Raw genomic sequence first — 16,686 nt, 5'->3', positions numbered from 1 at the left:
CAATCATCGTGTGAAGAACAACATGCAGATGCTGCAGTCACTGCTGAGCTTGGCGGGTCAACGGGCAGCGAACCCGCAAGCGCGAGAAATCTTGCGTGAAGCCGGCAACCGCGTCGCGGCCATGGCCGCTGCTCAGCAGGTCCTGTACGAGACGGTCGATTCGAGGCAGTTCAACGCGAAGGGTTTCTTGCTTGCGGTTTGCGGGACAATAAAGCAGACCTTCCCGAAGGAAGTCGCGGTTGAGTTCGAGGCTGATGATGCAAAGCTTTCGAATGACGTTGCCATGCCGCTGGCGCTGATCCTGAACGAGCTTCTGACCAACGCCATAAAATATGGAACTCCCGACGGAGCCGGCACAATCCGGGTCGGGCTTCGGCGCGATGTCGACGGCTTCCAGGTATTCGTCGAAGACAGCGGTCCCGGCTTTGACCTGGCTTCGGTCCGCGACCGTTCGTCCGGATTGAAGCTGGTTCAGGGCTTGGCGCGGCAGCTGCACGGCAAGCTTGTCGTTACCAAGGAACCGAAGACGCGCTGCAGCATTCGGTTCTCATGAAGTTCTTGCCGGCTCTTCTTCAGTTCCTGGATGGCTCTCGATGACCGAGCTTGCTGCCCCACACGGACGCCGTCGGCCAATCCCAACGAAAGCCGCGTCGGCCGAACCTGTGGCCGCCGCATTGCCCACGCGGATCTTGGTCGTCGAGGACGATTTTCTCATCTCCCTCGAGATGGAGAGCACTCTGACCGCGGCCGGTTTCGAGGTCGTGGTCGTTGGCTCGGGCGAGGAAGCGCTCGATAGCGCAGCTGCGGACCGGCCTGATCTGGTTGTGATGGATATCCGGCTGTCCGGGGCCATGGATGGAATTCAAACTGCCCTGGAGTTGTTTCGAATTTACGGTTTGCGGTCGGTTTTTGCGACGGCGCATTCCGATTCCGACGTCCGCGCCCGGGCAGCGCCAGCGGAGCCGCTGGGCTGGCTGGTAAAGCCCTACACGCCGGCATCCCTGCTCTCAGCCATCCGCTCCGCGCTTAGGTCCGGCAGCTCGTCGGCAGGTTGAAACGCCGAATCCGCCGCCCCTCTGGCGAGCAGCCGCAGCCAGGGCGCGAGGTGGAAGGCAGCCATCAGGAAATACATCGGCGCCATGCCGCTGAGCACGGAGGCTCCGGGCCCGGACATGCACATCGCGTCCGGTCCGCTACCGGCGGCCGTGAGCAACGCCATGACGGCAAAGGTCGGCGCCGCCGCGAGACATAACCAGTCGGCCAGGCCGAATCCGCTCAGGCCTGCCGGGCGAGGGGTGGGATTGTCGATGCTCATGATCTCCACCTTCCAACTGCTCTCAGGAAAGTTCGGCTCTGGCGGCGCGGGCGACGCCGCCAGAGTCGCTTCGCGCTCAGGCGTTCTTGTTGCGAAACGCCGCTTCGCCGGCATCCGAGACCTCGACCCATCGCTGGTCGGGCGCGGCGCCTTCCTCATAGTTGTCGTGCCAGTTCCACCACTTGTAGGTCTGGGTCTGCGGATAGCCCTCGGGCGAATCCTCCCACACCTCCTGGCGGCCGAGCGGGGTGACGTCGAGATAGCTCCACACTGTGCCGAACGCCTCGTCGCCGCGATTGTTGACGAAATAGGTGCGGAAGATGCGGTTGCCGTCATGGATGAAGACGTTGTGGCCGTGCCATTCGTCGACGCCGAAATCCTTGTCCCAGCTGTCGGTGATGGTGTACCAGGGCATCTTCCAGTCCATCCGCTGCTTCAGCCGCTGAATGTCGGCCTGCGGCGCCCGGGACGCATAGGCAAGCGTAGTGTCGCGGGCGTTGAGATGGGCGAGGTTGCCGACCATGTCGGCGCCGAGCGAGCAGCCCCGGCAGGCGTGCTCCGGCCAGCCATAGACGCCGGGCTCGAAGAAGGCGCGGTAGATGACCAGTTGCCGGCGGCCTTCGAAGAGGTCGAGCAGGCTTGCCTTGCCGTTTGGGCCTTCGAACACATAGTCCTTCTCGACAGGCATCCACGGCATGCGGCGGCGTTCCGCAGCCAGCGCGTCGCGGGCGCGGGTGAGCGCCTTTTCCTTCACCAGCATTTCTTCATACGCGCCTTCCCAGGCTTCCGGCGAAACGACCGGTGGTGTCTTCATGTGTTGGGTCATTGCTCTTGTCCCGTTCTTGCGTTTGGTTGGGGTGACAAGGGAAACTTAGAGCCGGATGGCGCGATGGTGAGAGTTACAAGTGTGACGCGATTTGATCCGGCAGACCCGGAAGGGGGCATCGGGGCGGGCATTGCATGGACTCGATGATCAATGCCGCCGGCCGCGCGCTCGCGACCGGTGATCCGCTGGGCGCCCTGAAGCGCGTCGCGTTGCGCGACGACGCCCCCGCGCTGGCGCTGCGCGGCATCGCGATGGCGCAGCTCGGCGACTTCGCCAAGGCCAAGGCGCTGCTGAAGAGCGCCGCCCGCGCCTTCAGCCCGAAAGAGGCGGTGGCGCGCGCCCGCTGCGTCGTCGCCGAGGCCGAGATCGCGCTGGTCTCGCGCGATCTCGGCTGGCCGGACAAAGCGTTGCGAGCCGCCCGCACGACGCTTCAAGCGCATGGAGATCGGGTCAATGCCGCCTATGCCGGCAGCCTCGAAGCGCGCCGCCTCATCCTGATCGGCCGGCTCGACGAAGCCGAGCGGCTGCTTGCCGGCTTCGATCCGGGGCCGTTGCCGCCGGTCGCGCGCGTCGCGCACGAGCTCGCGGCCGCGGGCATCGCGGTCAGGCGCCTGCGGACGAGGGCTGCGCGCGCCGCGCTTGGCCGAGCCGCTCTCGCGGCCTATGAAGCCAATATCCCGGCGCTGAAGGCGGAGGTCGAAAGCGCATCGCAGGTGCTGAACACGCCCGTCGCGCGGCTCGTATCGAACGGTTTGGAGACTCCGCTGCACCTCGACGAGGTCGAGTCGCTGCTCACCTCAGGCGCCCTCGTCGTCGATGCCTGCCGCAATGTCGTGCGCAAAGCCGACACCGTAGTGTCGCTGGCGACGCGGCCGGTGCTGTTTGCGCTGGCGCGCACGCTGGCCGAGGCCTGGCCCGCGGATGCGTCGCGGGAGGCGCTGCTGAAGCGCGCCTTCCGCGCCAGGCACGCCGATGAATCGCATCGTGCGCGGCTCAGGGTCGAGATGGGCCGGCTGCGCGCCGAAATGAACGCGCTGGCGGAAATCAACGCGACGGCCGCCGGTTTTGCGTTAACGCCGCTGACCGCAGCCGAGGTCGTAGTGCTGGCGCCGCCTGTCGAGGAGGAGCATGGCGCAGTGCTCGCCTTCCTCGCCGACGGCGAGTCCTGGTCGAGCTCGGCGCTGGCGATCGCGCTCGGCGCCAGCCCGCGCACCGTGCAGCGGGCGCTGGAAGCGCTTTCGGCCGACAACAAGGTGCAGGCGGTCGGCCGCGGCAGGGCGCGCCGCTGGATGACGCCGCCGGTGACCGGATTCCCGACTGTCTTGTTACTCCCGGGTCCGCTGCCGAGCGACTAGTCTGCGGCCATTGTTCGAATGGAGATCGAAAATGAAACGAGCCGCTGCCGAGATCCTGCGCGAATACGGCCCCTTTCCGGATGCCGAGCGCATCAATGGCGTCACCTATGACGGCAAGAATGTCTGGTTCGCCACCGGCGACAAGCTGAAGGCGCTTGACCCGGAGAGCGGCGCGATCGTGCAGTCGATCGACGTCGCCTCGCATGCCGGGTCCGCCTTCGACGGCGAGCATCTCTACCAGATCGGCGAGGACCGCATCCACAAGGTCGACCCGAAGACAGGCAAGGTCGTCGCCACCATTCCCGCCCCCGGCAACGGCGGCGACTCCGGGCTTACCTGGGCCGAAGGTTCGCTTTGGGTCGGCGAATACAGGGCCCACAAGATCCATCAGATCGATCCTGAAACTGGCAAGGTGATCCGCACCATCGAGTCGAAGCGCGTCGTCACCGGCGTCACCTGGGTCGACGGCGAGCTCTGGCATGCCACCTGGGAAGGGGAGGAGGGCGATCTCTTGCGCATCGACCCCGAGACGGGCGATGTGCTGCAGGAGCTGGCGATGCCCTCCGGCGTGTCGGGACTGGAATCCGATGGCCGCGGCTGCTTCTTCTGCGGAGGCGGCAGCAGCGGCAAGATCAAGGCCGTGCGCCGTCCTGGGTACAACCATGACAAGGACACGACAGTCGGCAAATAGCCGGCCCTAGCCAGGCTTTGCATGGCGGTGGTCTTCAGTCTAAGACCAGTCCATTGACAAAGGTCTCGCCCCATCGCTCCATTAGGCGTTCCTAAAAACGGAGGCAGCGATGGCGTATACGTATCGGTGCAAGGACTATCCGGGAATGGAAGCCTGTCCCGGGAGCTTCACGGCAGAAAACGCGGAAGAGGTGATGAAGCACGTTGAGCTTCATGCCCGGTCCGCGCATGGTGAAGACCCGAGCCAATGGTCCCAAGAGGACCGGAAGCAGCTACAGGCGATGATAATCGGAAGCTAGGCGCGCTTCTGCATCAAGCCGCCTCGCGCGCCGGCCGGGCAACGCCCTTGTTTGAGATCTGGCCGGCAGTCGGTCTGTCGACATGCGCCCAGGCCGGTCGCTCGAACAGGAAGGTTCCGAAGCCGGTGCGCTTGACGATGAAGTAGAGAATGACCGGGCTGATGACCGAGACGAGCAGCACCGCGAGGCTGAGCATGCCGGTATCGGTCAGAAGGCCGCTTGCCAGCATGATCCCGCGGAAGATCGACATCGGGATGGTGAAGGCGACATAGACGACCAGCGAATGCTCGCCGAGCCAACGCAGCCATTCCATCGCGGCGAATTTCGACAGGAATCCGCCGGCGACGCAGAGCGCCACCGCGCCGGCGACGGCCAGCGTAAGATGCAGCGGCGGCCATGCCGCCAGGCCCATCTGCATGCCGACCGGCTCGACGGCATAGCCCGGCGAATAGACGAGCAGGCCGTTGACGATGGCCCACACGATCAGCCCGGCAGCGGCGATCGCCGGACGGGCTTGCGTCCACGCGACCAGCCGGAACACCAGCGGCGCCATGACGAAGCCGAGATAGAAGAACACGAAATAGGCGGCGAATTGCGTGAGCGCATAGCTGTCCGAATGCGGCGCCCACATCTGCAGCGCGGCGGCAACCAAGATGACGATCCAGTGCGGCACGCCTAGGTCGCGCAGGACGCGCGCCACGAGGCCGAACACGGCCAGCATGTAGATGAACCACAGCACGCCATAGGGCTGGACGACAGCCACGGCGAGGTCGTGCAGCATGCCGGCGGGATCGCGGCTGAAGATGCCGATCTTCAGCCCGATCGAGATGACCGCCCACAGGACATAGAAATAGAGGTAGTGGACGACGCGCCGGTCGATATAGCGTCGCCAAGGCCGGTCGATCACCTGCGACAGGAACAGCCCCGAGATCAGGAAGAATTCCGGCATCCGGAACGGGGTCGCGAAGCCGATGACATAATGCAGGAAGCCGACGCCGCCGGTATATTCACCGGTGTTGTAGGCGGAATACATCATCACCACCAGGATGATCGAAAGACCTTTTGCCGTGTCCACCCACGGCATGCGCGTCGAAATGTTCATGAAAGACCCCGCAAAGGCACCCAGCGCCATAGTACCGGACAGGCGCGTCTCTAGCAGCATGAAGCTTCGGATATCGTAAACGCGGCGCTGTCGGGCTGGAGCTCAGTGCCGGGTCAGCGGCTGGTCTCTCGCATCGCCACCGCCACGATTACACCCGAGAGGAAGGTCAGCGCCGCGATCGCCGCGATCGCCGCGGCGAAGCCGAAGAAGTCGGCGATGAGGCCCGCCGACAGCGCTCCGATTGCGTAGCCGAGATCGCGCCAGAAGCGATAGACGCTGAGCGAGCGCGCCCGCCAGGAGGGATGCGATGCGTCCGATACCGCCGCGATCAGGCTTGGATAGACCATCGCCGTGCCAAGGCCGAGCAAGAGGCTTGCCAGCAGCCACCAGCCGAAGTCCCGCGTCATGGCGGTGAGCAGAAGTCCGGCAGCCTGCACCCACATGCCGGCGACGATCAGGCCCTTGCGGCCCCAACGGTCGCTCAATGGCCCGGTTGCGACCTGCAAGACGCCCCAGACAGCGGGATAGACCGCCTTGAGGATGCCGATGCGCTCGACGCCAAGCCCGTTGGCGACGAAGAAGAGCGGAAAAAGCCCCCAGCTCATGCCGTCGTTCAGATTGTTGACCAGGCCCGCCTGCGAGGCCGCGAACAAATTGCGGTCCCGGAAAGAGGTCAGCATGAAGATCTCGCGAAAGCCGAGCGGGGAGACAGCTTTCGGATCGTTGGCCAGTTCCAGCCGCACATGCTCGCGCGTGTCGCGCACCAGAAGGATCGACAGCGCGGCACCCAGGATCGCATAGCCGATGCCGAGATAGATCGGCACCGGGCGCAGCCCGTAGCGGCTGGCCAGATAGCCGGTCAGAAATGCGGTGACGCCGACGGCGAGGTAGCCGGCGAACTCGTTGAGGCCGACGGCGAGCCCGCGCGATTTCGGCCCGACCAGATCGACCTTCATGATGACGGTCATCGACCAGGCAAGTCCCTGGTTGATGCCGAGCAGCGCGTTGGCGGCAATGATCCACCCCCAACTCGGCGCCCAGATGATCATGAAGGGCACCGGGAGGCCGAACAGCCAGCCGAGGATCAGCACGCGCTTGCGACCCCATGTGTCGGCAAGCTGGCCGGAGACGAGATTGGCGCAGGCCTTGACCACGCCGAAGCTCACGATGAACGAGGTGACGAGCGTCGTGGAAGCAACGTGGAATTCCTCCGCGCCGATCAGCGGCACGACGGTTCGCTCGATGCCGACCATGCCGCCGACAAAGGCGTTGATCAGCACCAGCAGCGCGAACTGTTTCCAGTTGGCCTTGAGGCCGAGCGCGACGGCAGGCGCCGTTGCGCTCACGATCGCGATCCGGCGTTGGCGGCGCGGGTCCGGGCCGCGTCCGGCGGCGGGGGAGGGATGTCGGCGGTCATGGCGGCGATGAACTGGTCGACGTCCTCGATGCGGAAGGCCTTGTTGAAGCGCCGCTCAAAGCCGATGGTCGATGTCGGCTTGCCGCTGAGCGAGCGGCCGCACACCGAGCCGGAATAGGCGCCCGGCAGCACCTCGATGTGATCGGGCAATTCCTTCAGCCGGCGCACGCTGGCATAGAGCGCGCGGGCTCCGTCCTCGGCGCTCGAAGCAAGCTCGGTGCGACCGAGATCGCCAACCATCAGCGTGTGACCGGTGAGCACGAACCAGGGCTCGGTCGACCGCGTTCGGTCGGTGACTAAAAGGCTCAGATGCTCCGGCGTGTGGCCGGGCGTGTGCATCACGGTCGCCGTCACATTGCCGAGCTCCAGCACCTCGCCGTCCTTCACGTGGCGGAACGGGAAGCCCGCCTCGGCGCCTTCGAACAGCACGTATTCGGCGCCCGTCGCTTCGGCGAGCGCACGGCCTGCCGAGATATGGTCGGCGTGGATATGCGTGTCGACGACATAGAGGATGCGCATGCCTGTCGCGCGCGCCGCCTCGACATAAGGCGCGATCTCGCCGACCGGATCGACGACGGCAGCAGACGCCTTGCCGCCGCAGCCGAACAAATAGGAGGCGGCGACCGGGTCGGTATGCAGGAACTGCCTGAGAATCATCGCTTTTCTCCAAAGGGCAATTGCGGGTCGCTTGGCTTGACGGCAGGTCGAAACCATCATTCAATAATTACATTGAATGACGATGGGTCGCAGAAAGGTCGATGTCAATCCGCAATCCGAAGCTGGCGCTGTACGAACAGTTCGCGATCGTCGCCAAGGCGCTCGGCAATCCGCTGCGCCTGGAACTGATCGAGCATTTGGCGCAAGGCTCGCGCAGCGTCGAAGCGCTTGCTGCGAAGCTCGGCCAGCCGATCGCCAACATCTCCCAGCATCTGCAGGCGCTGCGCCGCGCCGGCATCGTCTCGGCCGAACGCGACGGCAAATACGTGCGCTATTCGCTGAGCGATGCGAGCGTGCTGTCGGCCTTTGCTGCGGTGCGCGGCATTGCCGAGCGGCAGCTTGCTGAGGTCGATCGCATTGTGCGCGACTGTTTCGAGGCACGTGACGACATACAGCCGGTCACGCGCGGCGAGCTTCAGGCGCTGATGCGCGACGGGCTGGTGACGCTGATCGACGTGCGCCCGCCGGACGAGTTCGCGCTTGGCCACGTGCCCGGCGCGGTCAATGTTCCCCTCGGAGAAGTCAAGGCCTGGTCCCAGGGTGCCGACCCCGGACGGGAAATCGTCGCCTACTGCCGCGGCCCATGGTGCGTGATGTCCTTCGAGGCGGTGGCCGCGCTGCGCTCGCTTGGCCATTCCGTGCGCCGCCTCGAGGACGGCATGCCGGAATGGAAAGCCGCTGGCCTTCCGGTGGAAATGGCGGCCTGACGGTGTCGCTAACAAATGCATGTCGCCCAAAAATGGGCAGCGGTTCTGGGGCAAGAGGCGCGAGCAAGTTTTGGGCTCGCAGCCGACGCAAATTGGGCGTATCGTGACATATCGTCGGTTGCTAATAAATGAGCCGGCGACTGAGAGCGCAAGACTCCCGCACCGGACTGGGCGCTAGCATCCACACCACTCGTCGCGCCCACAAGACCACCTGCCTCTGTCGAAACCTCTTTTGCTCGGTTCCGGCCAGAATTGCCCTTCGCGATTCGGAATGGGAGCGTTCCGATGCAGCAGATCACGCAAACCCGCCGACGATTCCTAGCCGGTGCTGCCCTGGCAGGCGCTGCCGGTGTCGTCGTCCTTCCGAGGTCACTCCATGCGGAACCGCCGCTGGAGCGAGAGCTGAAGATGTGAGCAAGCGGCAAGCCCAGAGCCCGCCATGCAGGTACGGCCGACTGTGCACAACACAGCATCCACGGGTCAGTGTTCTCAGTGTCGCACTGGCCACCATCTGGAAAGGAGGTTCCCATGCATACCGTATATCCCGGACGGTTCAGCCGACGGAGGTTCCTGCGTGGGATTACGCTGGCGGGGGCAGCGGGGCTTCTGGGCTGGCACCCCAGGCGCGCCGCTGCGGAGCCACCGCCTGAGACGACGCGGATCCGGCTCGTCCGGGTTCCCAGCATCTGTCAGGCCCCCCAGTATGTAGCCGAAGAACTGTTGCGCAGCGAAGGGTTCACCGAGGTGCACTACCTCCAAAGAGAGGGGACGGCAGACATCGCGCCGGCCCTCGCCTCCGGTGAAGCCGACCTCAGTGCGCATTTCGCCGCCCCGCTCCTTCTCCGCCTGGAGGCGGGGGATCCCATCGTCATCCTGGCAGGCCTCCACGTCGGCTGCTTTGAACTGTTCGGGACCGATCGCATCCAGTCGATCCGCGATCTCAAGGGGAAGACCGTGGCCGTGCCAGCGCTAGATTCCAGCCGATACGTCTTTCTCGCCACTATGACGGCGTATGTCGGCCTGGACCTCCATAAGGACATACACTTCGTCATGCATCCGGGACCCGAGTCCATCCGGCTCCTGAGTGAGGGGAAGATCGATGCCTATTTGGGCTTTCCCCCCGAACCGCAGGAGATGCGGGAGCAGCAGATCGGCCATGTGGTGATCAGCAGCACCGTGGACCGGCCCTGGTCGCAATACTTCTGTTGTATGTTGGCTGGGGGGCGGGAGTTCGTCCGTACGCATCCGGTGGCCACCAAACGCGCCCTCCGCGCCATCTTGAAAGCGGCGGATTTCTGCGCCAGCGAGCCCGAGCAGTCCGCCCAGTTCTTGGTGCAGCAGGGTTATACTAAGCGCTATGACCATGCCCTCCAGGTCATGAAGGCGATCCCCTACGGTTGGCGTGAGTATAGCGCTGAGGACACCCTGCGCTTCTACGCCCTGCGTCTCCACGAGGTCGGGATGCTGAGGAGCACCCCCCAGAAGCTGTTGGCCCAAGGCACCGACTGGCGTTTCTTCAACGAACTGAAGCACGAGCTGAAGACCTGACTAGGCAGCCACCCGCGTGCCCATTTTCCACGTGAGGGAGAACCCCATGCAAATCATCCAGAACCGCCGCCACTTCATGGCCGGAGCTGCGGCAGCAGGCGCTGCAGCTCTCATCGGCACAACGACCGACGCTTGGGCCGAGGCACCCCCTGAAACGACCTCTGTTCGCTTGCCGCGGTGGATCGATGGCGCCTACTGCTGGGCAGGGATGTACCTGGCCGGAGAGTTCCTCAAAGCGGAGGGCTTCACCGACGTCCGCTACGTGCAGGGCGACGAAAAAGTCGATCAGGCGGTGTGGATTGCACGCGGCGACACGGATTTCAGCATGAACTACGCGCCGGTCCATGTCGCATCGATCGACGCGGGCGTGCCAATCAGGGTGCTTGGCGGTCTGCATTCGGGGTGCCTCGAGCTAATCGCCAACGACAGCATCCAAGGCATCCCGGATCTCAAGGGCAAGCGGGTAGGCATGCATGACATCCATGCGCCGTCGCGCGTGCTGGTCGCCCTGATGGCCGCCTATATTGGACTGGATCCCGTCAACGACATCGAATGGATCGAGGAAAGCAAGCCGGTGGAAGCCTTCGCCGACGGAAAGTTCGATGCATATCTCTTCACGCCGCCGGAAACGCAGCAACTGCGCGCAAAGAAAATCGGCCACACGATCCTCAACACGACCCTCGATCGCCCTTGGTCGCAGCACTTCTGCTGCATGACCTCGGCCGCTGCGGACTACGTGAACAGATACCCGGTGGCGACCAAGCGCGTGCTCAGGGCCATCCTCAAGGGCGCCGACCTATGCATTTCGGACCCCGCATGGAGTGCAGCGCAAATGGTCGATCGAGGTTTCGTCCCCAGCTACGAAATCGCGCTGCAAACGCTGAGCGACACGCGATACGGCGTATGGCGGGACTACGATGCCGAAGCGTCGATGCGCTTCTACGCGCTGCGCATGCAGGAGACGGGCATGATCAAGTCGAGCCCACAGCAGATCATCGCCGAGGGAACAGACTGGCGATTCCTGGAGCAACTGAAGCGTGAGCTCAAGACGTGAGCGGGTTGGCAGCCCGTATCTTGCTGCTGGCGCTGATGGCCGGGCCAGCGCAGGCGCATGACGCGCAGCACGATGAGCGATTGCCGGCAATCGGACCGGCTCCAGACTTTACGCTGACGTCGCAGGACCGGGAGCGCGTCTCGCTGCACGACTTTCGCGGCAAGGTGATCGCCATCGCATTCATCTATACGCACTGTGCCGACGTCTGTCCCATGCTGACCGCCCAGATGGCCAGCGTGCAGGAAAAGTTGGGCAGTGCGTTCGGACCCAAGATCGCCTTCATTTCGATCACCGTCGACCCGGAGCGCGATACGTCCGATGTTTTGAAGGAGTATGCGCAGAATTTTGGCGCCGATCTGAAGGGCTGGTCGTTTCTTACCGGCGATCCGGCGATTGTCCATGAGGTTGGACGGAAATATGGGGTCTTCGCGAAGCAGGCGGCGAACGGTGATGTCGACCATACCTTGTTGACCTCGCTCGTAGACCCGAATGGCATCTTGCGAGTACAATATCTTGGCGTCCGGTTCGACTTGGAGGAGTTCCGGGGTGACCTTCTCGGCCTCTTGGACGAAACCAAATAGCATAACGAACTGGCTCGTTGGCTGGGTTGCCCGGCTGCCGGCGCGCGTCCAGACCAAGCTCTTGATCGCGTTCCTGTCGATCGTCGGCCTGCTCATCGTGCTCGGTGCCGTCGGGTTGCAGGTGCTGAGTGGGGTCAACGATCAGACCAACGAGCTGATCAAGCTGCAGCGCAGGATCGCGGCCTACCGCCAAGTACAGCACGATACGACCACCCAGCTCTACGGTATTTCCACCGCCCTGTTGCTACAGGATAACCGGATGCTGGATACGGCGCTGCGCCAGCTCAATCAGTTCGGCTACGACCTCGAGCGCATGGAGTTCGTCGCCAAAGCCGAGGTGGAAGTGCTTGGCCAGGTCAGGCAAGAGTACGAGAAACTGACGGCCGGGGTGACGCACGTGGCAGAGCTTGTCCGCGCGGGCCGTACCGAGGAGGCGCGCAAGGTTCAGCTTGATGAAATCATACCGTCGGCTGATCGCCTCGAGCGGCTGACAAACCAGCTGGTCAACATGGCCGAAGCCGACATGGTGGCGGCCATCGAAACGACCGAGGGTGCGTACGGCACGTCCAGACTGATCGTGGTTTCGTTTGCCGTGGGCAGTATCCTGCTGGCGTTGGGGCTCGGTTACATCATCTCCTGGTCGTTGATCGAACCGGTCAAGAAGATCGAGACGCGTCTCAGCCAGATAGCGGCCGGCGACTTCGCCCAACGGGTTGCCGTCGCCAATCGCGACGAACTTGGAGTGCTCGCTGCTAACGTCAACCAGACCTCCGACCAGCTGGGCCGCCTGTATCAGGAGATTGAGACACGCACGCAGCAGCTCGACGAAGCCCTTCAGCAGCAGACAGCCACTGCAGACGTTCTGAAGGTCATCAGCCGCTCTACCTTCGATCTACAGGTGGTGCTCGATACGTTGGTGGAATCGGCTGTCAGGCTCTGTCGCGCCGACAAGGGTGGCATCGTGCAGTTGCTTGATGGCGTATTCCGCTATGTGTCGACGCTTGGCTACCCGCCCAGTTTCCGTGCCTATGTCGACGCCAATCCACTTCCAGCGCTTGCCGCTGGGCGAGGCTCCGCCGTAGGGCGCGTAATCGAAGAACGGCGGATCGTGCAAATCGAAGACGTGACCGCTGATCCGGACTACCGCGTCGCCTTGATCGCTGAGGCAGGCGGATTCCGCACCGTCCTCGCTGCCCCCCTGTTGCGGGAAGGTGATCTCGTTGGCGTATTCGTCATGACGAGGGCTGAACCGCAACCGTTCAGTCCCAAGGAGATCGCGCTCGTCGAGACATTTGCCGACCAGGCCGTGATCGCCATCGAAAATGCGCGGCTCTTCGAGGCGGTGCAGGCACGGACGCGCGAGCTTGCGGCGTCGGTCGGTGAGCTCGAGGCGCTCGGCGAAGTGAGCAAGGCGGTCAATTCGACGCTGGATCTCGACACGGTGCTGAAGACGATCGTTGCCAAGGCGGTCCAGTTGTCGGCGACGGATGCTGGCACGATCTATGTGTTCAGCAGCACGCGGCAGCAATTCCGCCCTCGCGCAAACTTTGGGATGAGCGATGAGCTTATCGCCGCAGTCTCGCAGCAGACGATCGGGCTGGCCGATATGGGTATTGGCGACGCGCCCGGACGGTGCATGCCGGTGCAGTTTCCCGACCTCGGCAAGGAAACCTCATCCTTCCTTGTGAGAAAGACGATCCTCGACGCCGGATATCGCGGCATCCTGATCGTTCCGCTGCTGAGGCCCAACAAGATCGTCGGTGCATTGGTCGTCAGGCGCCACAAGCCAGGCGCCTTCGATGAGCAAGTTGTTCACCTGTTGGAGACCTTCGCAGCCCAATCGGTGGTCGCGATCCAGAATGCCAAGCTGTTCCGCGAGATCGAGGAGAAAGGCGAGGAGCTGGAAGCAGCCAGCCGCCACAAGTCCCAGTTCCTGGCGAATATGAGCCACGAACTCAGGACACCGCTCAATTCAGTTCTGGGCTTCACAGAACTGCTGGTCGACGGCATCTATGGCGAACTCCCGGACAAGGCAAAGGCGACCGTCGCGCGTGTGCAGGCAAACGGCCGTCACCTCCTCGGGCTCATCAACGACGTGCTCGACCTGTCCAAGATCGAAGCCGGCCAGCTCACGCTGGCGATCGAGGACTACTCCGTCGCGCAGATTGTCCGATCGACCCTTACGGCGGTCGAGCCGCTGGCACGGGCGAAGGGTCTTGAGCTTTCAGCGACTGTTGCCGAGAACCTTCCAATCGGCCGTGGGGACGAACGCCGTTTGACGCAGATTCTGCTCAATCTCGCAGGCAATGCCGTCAAGTTCACCGAAACAGGTGCAGTCGACATTCTTGCCGATGCGGTCGATGGGAACTTCGAGATCGCCGTCCGAGACACCGGTCCCGGCATTGCGTCCAAAGACCAGGCTCTCATCTTCGAAGAATTCCAGCAAGTCGACAACAGCAGCACCAGGCAGAAAGGTGGCACAGGTCTTGGCCTGGCGATCTCGAAGCGCATCGCCGAAATGCATGGCGGAACCTTAGACGTCGAGTCCGTGATCGGGTCAGGGTCGACATTCCGTCTGAAGGTCCCGATCAGGATGAATGAGGACGTGAGGGCCGCATGAGCAAACGAATCCTGATGGTCGAAGACACCGAGGACAACCGCCAAATCATCCGCGATCTCATTGCCACCACCGAGTACGAACTGATCGAGGCGGCGGACGGTGCCGCCGGCATCGCTGCAGCCGCAGCACACAGGCCAGACCTGATCCTTATGGACATTCAGCTCCCGGTGATCGACGGGTATGAAGCGGCCCGCCGCATCAAGGCCGACCCGGCGCTCCGGCACATTCCGATTATCGCCGTCACCTCCTACGCGTTGTCGGGCGACAAGGCGAAAGCCCTTGCTGCTGGGTGCGATGGTTACATTGCCAAGCCATTCAGTCCACGCCAGCTGCTTTCCGAGATTCGCGGTTTCCTTTCTTGAGGGAGGCAACACCTTGCACGATCCGCCTCGCATTCTCGCGGTTGACGATACTCCGGAAAACCTCGAGATCCTGCGCATGCGTCTCGAGGCGAATGGCTATGAAGTTGTAACCGCCGCCGATGGTGAAGAGGGGTTTGCGAAAGCCCGCGAACTCACGCCGGATCTGATCCTGCTCGACATCATGATGCCGAAGCTCGACGGCATCAGTGTGGTCCGCATGCTCAAGCAGGATCAATCGCTGCGATCGATCCCCGTCATTCTGGTCACCGCGAAAGCCGACACGCGCGACGTGGTCGAGGGGCTGGACGCCGGTGGCGACGACTATCTGACAAAGCCCTTCGAGCACAGGGCGCTGCTGGCGCGGGTGCGCTCGATGTTGCGCCAGAAGGCGCTTCACGACACTGTCGCGAGCCAAGCCAAGCGCCTTGAGGACCAAGCCGCGCAACTTTCCGACTGGAACCGCTCGCTCGAGGAAACCGTCGCCGGCCAGGTGACGGAGCTCGAGCGAATGGCGCGGCTCAGGCGGTTCCTGCCCGAACAGGTCGCCGACCTCATCGTTGCGGCGGGCAATGGAGATGCGCTCTTGCAGAGCCACCGCCGCGAGGTGACGGTTGTCTTTTGCGATTTGCGCGGCTTCACGGCGTTCGCAGAGACCGCCGAACCCGAAGAAGTCATGACAGTTCTGGCCGAGTATCATTCCTGTCTCGGCGAACAAATCGTCCGTCACGAGGGGACGCTCGAGCGGTTCGTGGGCGACGGTATCGTCGTGGTTTTCAACGATCCAATGCCATGTGCCGACCACAGTGAGAGAGCTGTCTCGATGGCTGCCGCAATGCGCGAAGCGATTGACGAGCATTCCGAGCGATGGCGCAAGCGGGACTATTTGCTTGGCTTTGGGATCGGCATTGCCAGGGGCCACGCAACCATCGGGCGCATCGGTTTTGATCAGCGCTCGGACTATGCCGTCATCGGCACTGTGTCGAACCATGCCGCCCGTTTATGCGAGGAGGCCAAATCGCGCCAGATTCTTGTTAGCCAACGAGTCCTCGGAGCTGTCGAGTCGTTGGTCGAATCCGTTCCTGTTGGCGAACTGACGCTGAAGGGCTTTCGCCGCCCGATGCCTGCCTATGAAATCGTGCGGTGGATCGGTCGGCCAATCTAGCGTTGAGCGCACTCCGGCTTCGTTCGAGAGATGCGGTGCGTCGAACCACCGGCGCCGCGGCGCGGATCTGCCGTTCACGTCGCGGCAACCGCAAATCCGCTTCGGGTCAGGGCCTCACGCCCAGACGGCGGACAAACCGTGCTGACGATAGGCCCGCCTGGCCGCAGGCGAGCTGTGATAGTTGACTGCTGTACCCTCAGTCCTTGGCGCGCTCGACATAGGAGCCATCGGCGGTCATCACCACCACGCGCGTGCCGGTCGTGATGTGCGGCGGCACGGCCGTGCGCACGCCGTTGGAGAGCACCGCAGGCTTGTAGGACGAGGACGCCGTCTGGCCCTTGGTGACCGGCTCGGTATCGACCACCTCGAAGACAGCGCGCTGCGGCAGCGTCAGCGAGATCGGCGCGCCGTTGAACTGCGCCAGCTGCACCGCCATGCCTTCCTGCAGGTAGGGCGCCATGTCGCCGACCACGCTTTCTGAGGCCACGACCTGGTCGTAGCTTTCCGGGTTCATGAAATGGAAGCCTTCGCCGTCGGAATAGAGGAAGGTGTGCTCGCGCTCCTCGACATAGGCGCGCTCGACCATCTCGGTCGTGCGGTAGCGCTCCGAGATCTTCACCCCGTCGCCGATGCGGCGCATGTCGAGCTGCGTCACCGGCGTGCCCTTGCCAGGGTGGATGTTTTCGGCAAAGAGGATGACATAGAGCTTGCCGTCCTTATCGACGACGTTGCCTTTGCGTAAGGAACTGGCGATGACCTTGACCACGATATTCAATCCCAATCGAGTTTTTCGGCCTGCAAGCGTCTTTGCCCACGAAGCGCCGACGGCGGCCATCGCGTGCGCCGTAGCGCATCTTGCGTCGAACCGCCAGCCTCCTCGGCGATTTTCCCGCCCATGACCGCCGCTTCGCGATGGTGGACGCCGCATGTT

The 16,686-nt window shown here is 63.4% G+C and carries 18 protein-coding genes; 12 read left to right on the top strand and 6 right to left on the bottom strand.

All coding sequences use genetic code 11. From position 1 onward, the window contains the following. Positions 1 to 553, top strand: a 553-nt coding sequence (locus EOA79_RS19125; protein WP_164893884.1) for a sensor histidine kinase, incomplete at its 5' end; no start/stop codon positions are given. A 40-nt stretch (positions 554 to 593) separates the two neighbouring features. Further along, positions 594 to 1,055 carry a response regulator gene (locus EOA79_RS19120; RefSeq protein WP_082954105.1) on the top strand — a complete coding sequence of 154 codons (462 nt, stop codon included), beginning with the start codon at positions 594 to 596 and terminating at the stop codon, positions 1,053 to 1,055. Here EOA79_RS19120 and EOA79_RS19115 read toward each other — a convergent pair. Further along, the gene (locus tag EOA79_RS19115) at positions 986 to 1,315 is read right to left on the bottom strand and encodes a hypothetical protein (RefSeq protein WP_245322385.1); all 330 of its coding nucleotides are present in this window, start codon (positions 1,313 to 1,315) and stop codon (positions 986 to 988) included. The two genes, EOA79_RS19120 and EOA79_RS19115, sit on opposite strands and share 70 nt — an antisense overlap. A gap of 76 nt (positions 1,316 to 1,391) precedes the next feature. After that, positions 1,392 to 2,141, bottom strand: coding sequence for a DUF899 family protein (locus EOA79_RS19110; RefSeq protein ID WP_067329733.1), 750 nt, complete (start codon positions 2,139 to 2,141; stop codon positions 1,392 to 1,394). 134 nt (positions 2,142 to 2,275) lie between these two features. Between EOA79_RS19110 and EOA79_RS19105 the strand changes: the two genes are divergently transcribed. From EOA79_RS19105 to EOA79_RS19095, 3 genes are all read left to right on the top strand, one after another. After that, positions 2,276 to 3,496 carry a helix-turn-helix domain-containing protein gene (locus EOA79_RS19105; protein ID WP_095824805.1) on the top strand — a complete coding sequence of 407 codons (1,221 nt, stop codon included), beginning with the start codon at positions 2,276 to 2,278 and terminating at the stop codon, positions 3,494 to 3,496. A 31-nt stretch (positions 3,497 to 3,527) separates the two neighbouring features. Then, a complete protein-coding gene (locus EOA79_RS19100; protein ID WP_095824804.1) occupies positions 3,528 to 4,187 on the top strand; it encodes a PQQ-binding-like beta-propeller repeat protein in 660 nt (219 codons plus the stop codon). Positions 4,188 to 4,296: 109 nt separating this feature from the next. Further along, positions 4,297 to 4,485, top strand: a complete 189-nt coding sequence (locus EOA79_RS19095; RefSeq protein ID WP_067000403.1) for a DUF1059 domain-containing protein — start codon at positions 4,297 to 4,299, stop codon at positions 4,483 to 4,485. A gap of 13 nt (positions 4,486 to 4,498) precedes the next feature. Here EOA79_RS19095 and EOA79_RS19090 read toward each other — a convergent pair whose 3' ends face one another. The 3 genes from EOA79_RS19090 to EOA79_RS19080 all read right to left on the bottom strand — a co-directional run bounded on the left by EOA79_RS19090 (position 4,499) and on the right by EOA79_RS19080 (position 7,661). Next, entirely contained in the window at positions 4,499 to 5,587 is a 1,089-nt protein-coding gene (locus EOA79_RS19090) for an acyltransferase family protein (RefSeq protein WP_095824803.1), read from the bottom strand. Positions 5,588 to 5,700: 113 nt separating this feature from the next. Further along, positions 5,701 to 6,942, bottom strand: coding sequence for an MFS transporter (locus tag EOA79_RS19085; RefSeq protein ID WP_095824802.1), 1,242 nt, complete (start codon positions 6,940 to 6,942; stop codon positions 5,701 to 5,703). After that, positions 6,930 to 7,661, bottom strand: a complete 732-nt coding sequence (locus EOA79_RS19080) for an MBL fold metallo-hydrolase (protein ID WP_095801194.1) — start codon at positions 7,659 to 7,661, stop codon at positions 6,930 to 6,932. The genes EOA79_RS19085 and EOA79_RS19080 overlap by 13 nt, the downstream gene beginning before the upstream one ends. 101 nt (positions 7,662 to 7,762) lie before the next feature. Between EOA79_RS19080 and EOA79_RS19075 the strand changes: the two genes are divergently transcribed. The 7 genes from EOA79_RS19075 to EOA79_RS19040 all read left to right on the top strand — a co-directional run bounded on the left by EOA79_RS19075 (position 7,763) and on the right by EOA79_RS19040 (position 15,755). Then, the gene (locus tag EOA79_RS19075) at positions 7,763 to 8,428 is read left to right on the top strand and encodes a metalloregulator ArsR/SmtB family transcription factor (protein WP_067000409.1); all 666 of its coding nucleotides are present in this window, start codon (positions 7,763 to 7,765) and stop codon (positions 8,426 to 8,428) included. A 528-nt stretch (positions 8,429 to 8,956) separates the two neighbouring features. Beyond that, complete coding sequence (locus EOA79_RS19065) at positions 8,957 to 9,976, top strand: ABC transporter substrate-binding protein (RefSeq protein ID WP_127335715.1); 1,020 nt, start codon at positions 8,957 to 8,959, stop codon at positions 9,974 to 9,976. Positions 9,977 to 10,022: 46 nt separating this feature from the next. Beyond that, positions 10,023 to 11,030 (top strand): ABC transporter substrate-binding protein, encoded by a 1,008-nt coding sequence (locus tag EOA79_RS19060; protein ID WP_095801196.1) that lies wholly within the window; start codon positions 10,023 to 10,025, stop codon positions 11,028 to 11,030. 20 nt (positions 11,031 to 11,050) lie between these two features. Continuing rightward, positions 11,051 to 11,611 carry an SCO family protein gene (locus tag EOA79_RS19055; protein ID WP_128293172.1) on the top strand — a complete coding sequence of 187 codons (561 nt, stop codon included), beginning with the start codon at positions 11,051 to 11,053 and terminating at the stop codon, positions 11,609 to 11,611. Next, positions 11,577 to 14,231, top strand: coding sequence for a GAF domain-containing protein (locus EOA79_RS19050; RefSeq protein ID WP_164748441.1), 2,655 nt, complete (start codon positions 11,577 to 11,579; stop codon positions 14,229 to 14,231). Before EOA79_RS19055 ends, EOA79_RS19050 begins: the two co-directional genes overlap by 35 nt. Continuing rightward, a complete protein-coding gene (locus EOA79_RS19045) occupies positions 14,228 to 14,593 on the top strand; it encodes a response regulator (protein WP_095783172.1) in 366 nt (121 codons plus the stop codon). The genes EOA79_RS19050 and EOA79_RS19045 overlap by 4 nt, the downstream gene beginning before the upstream one ends. Next, positions 14,511 to 15,755 carry a response regulator gene (locus EOA79_RS19040; RefSeq protein WP_245479253.1) on the top strand — a complete coding sequence of 415 codons (1,245 nt, stop codon included), beginning with the start codon at positions 14,511 to 14,513 and terminating at the stop codon, positions 15,753 to 15,755. Before EOA79_RS19045 ends, EOA79_RS19040 begins: the two co-directional genes overlap by 83 nt. Positions 15,756 to 15,951: 196 nt before the next feature. Here EOA79_RS19040 and efp read toward each other — a convergent pair whose 3' ends face one another. Beyond that, complete coding sequence (gene efp / locus EOA79_RS19035) at positions 15,952 to 16,521, bottom strand: elongation factor P (protein WP_067000944.1); 570 nt, start codon at positions 16,519 to 16,521, stop codon at positions 15,952 to 15,954. Positions 16,522 to 16,686: the final 165 nt, after the last annotated feature.

It is taken from the genome of Mesorhizobium sp. M1A.F.Ca.IN.020.03.2.1 (assembly GCF_004023205.1).
In the GTDB taxonomy this organism is placed as follows: Bacteria; Pseudomonadota; Alphaproteobacteria; order Rhizobiales; family Rhizobiaceae; genus Mesorhizobium.
The sequence above is the reverse complement of the archived record's forward strand: the minus strand, read 5'-3'. Positions and strand labels throughout refer to the sequence as shown.

What these genes read in the sequence shown, in the direction of transcription:
- EOA79_RS19105 (WP_095824805.1), top strand. Translation starts at nt 2,276, where the DNA reads ATGGACTCGATGATCAATGCCGCCGGCCGCGCGCTCGCGACCGGTGAT.
- EOA79_RS19095 (WP_067000403.1), top strand. Translation starts at nt 4,297, where the DNA reads ATGGCGTATACGTATCGGTGCAAGGACTATCCGGGAATGGAAGCCTGT.
- EOA79_RS19060 (WP_095801196.1), top strand. Translation starts at nt 10,023, where the DNA reads ATGCAAATCATCCAGAACCGCCGCCACTTCATGGCCGGAGCTGCGGCA.
- EOA79_RS19110 (WP_067329733.1), bottom strand. Translation starts at nt 2,141, where the DNA reads ATGACCCAACACATGAAGACACCACCGGTCGTTTCGCCGGAAGCCTGG.
- EOA79_RS19120 (WP_082954105.1), top strand. Translation starts at nt 594, where the DNA reads ATGACCGAGCTTGCTGCCCCACACGGACGCCGTCGGCCAATCCCAACG.
- EOA79_RS19090 (WP_095824803.1), bottom strand. Translation starts at nt 5,587, where the DNA reads ATGAACATTTCGACGCGCATGCCGTGGGTGGACACGGCAAAAGGTCTT.
- EOA79_RS19075 (WP_067000409.1), top strand. Translation starts at nt 7,763, where the DNA reads ATGTCAATCCGCAATCCGAAGCTGGCGCTGTACGAACAGTTCGCGATC.
- EOA79_RS19045 (WP_095783172.1), top strand. Translation starts at nt 14,228, where the DNA reads ATGAGCAAACGAATCCTGATGGTCGAAGACACCGAGGACAACCGCCAA.
- EOA79_RS19100 (WP_095824804.1), top strand. Translation starts at nt 3,528, where the DNA reads ATGAAACGAGCCGCTGCCGAGATCCTGCGCGAATACGGCCCCTTTCCG.
- EOA79_RS19115 (WP_245322385.1), bottom strand. Translation starts at nt 1,315, where the DNA reads ATGAGCATCGACAATCCCACCCCTCGCCCGGCAGGCCTGAGCGGATTC.
- EOA79_RS19065 (WP_127335715.1), top strand. Translation starts at nt 8,957, where the DNA reads ATGCATACCGTATATCCCGGACGGTTCAGCCGACGGAGGTTCCTGCGT.
- EOA79_RS19080 (WP_095801194.1), bottom strand. Translation starts at nt 7,661, where the DNA reads ATGATTCTCAGGCAGTTCCTGCATACCGACCCGGTCGCCGCCTCCTAT.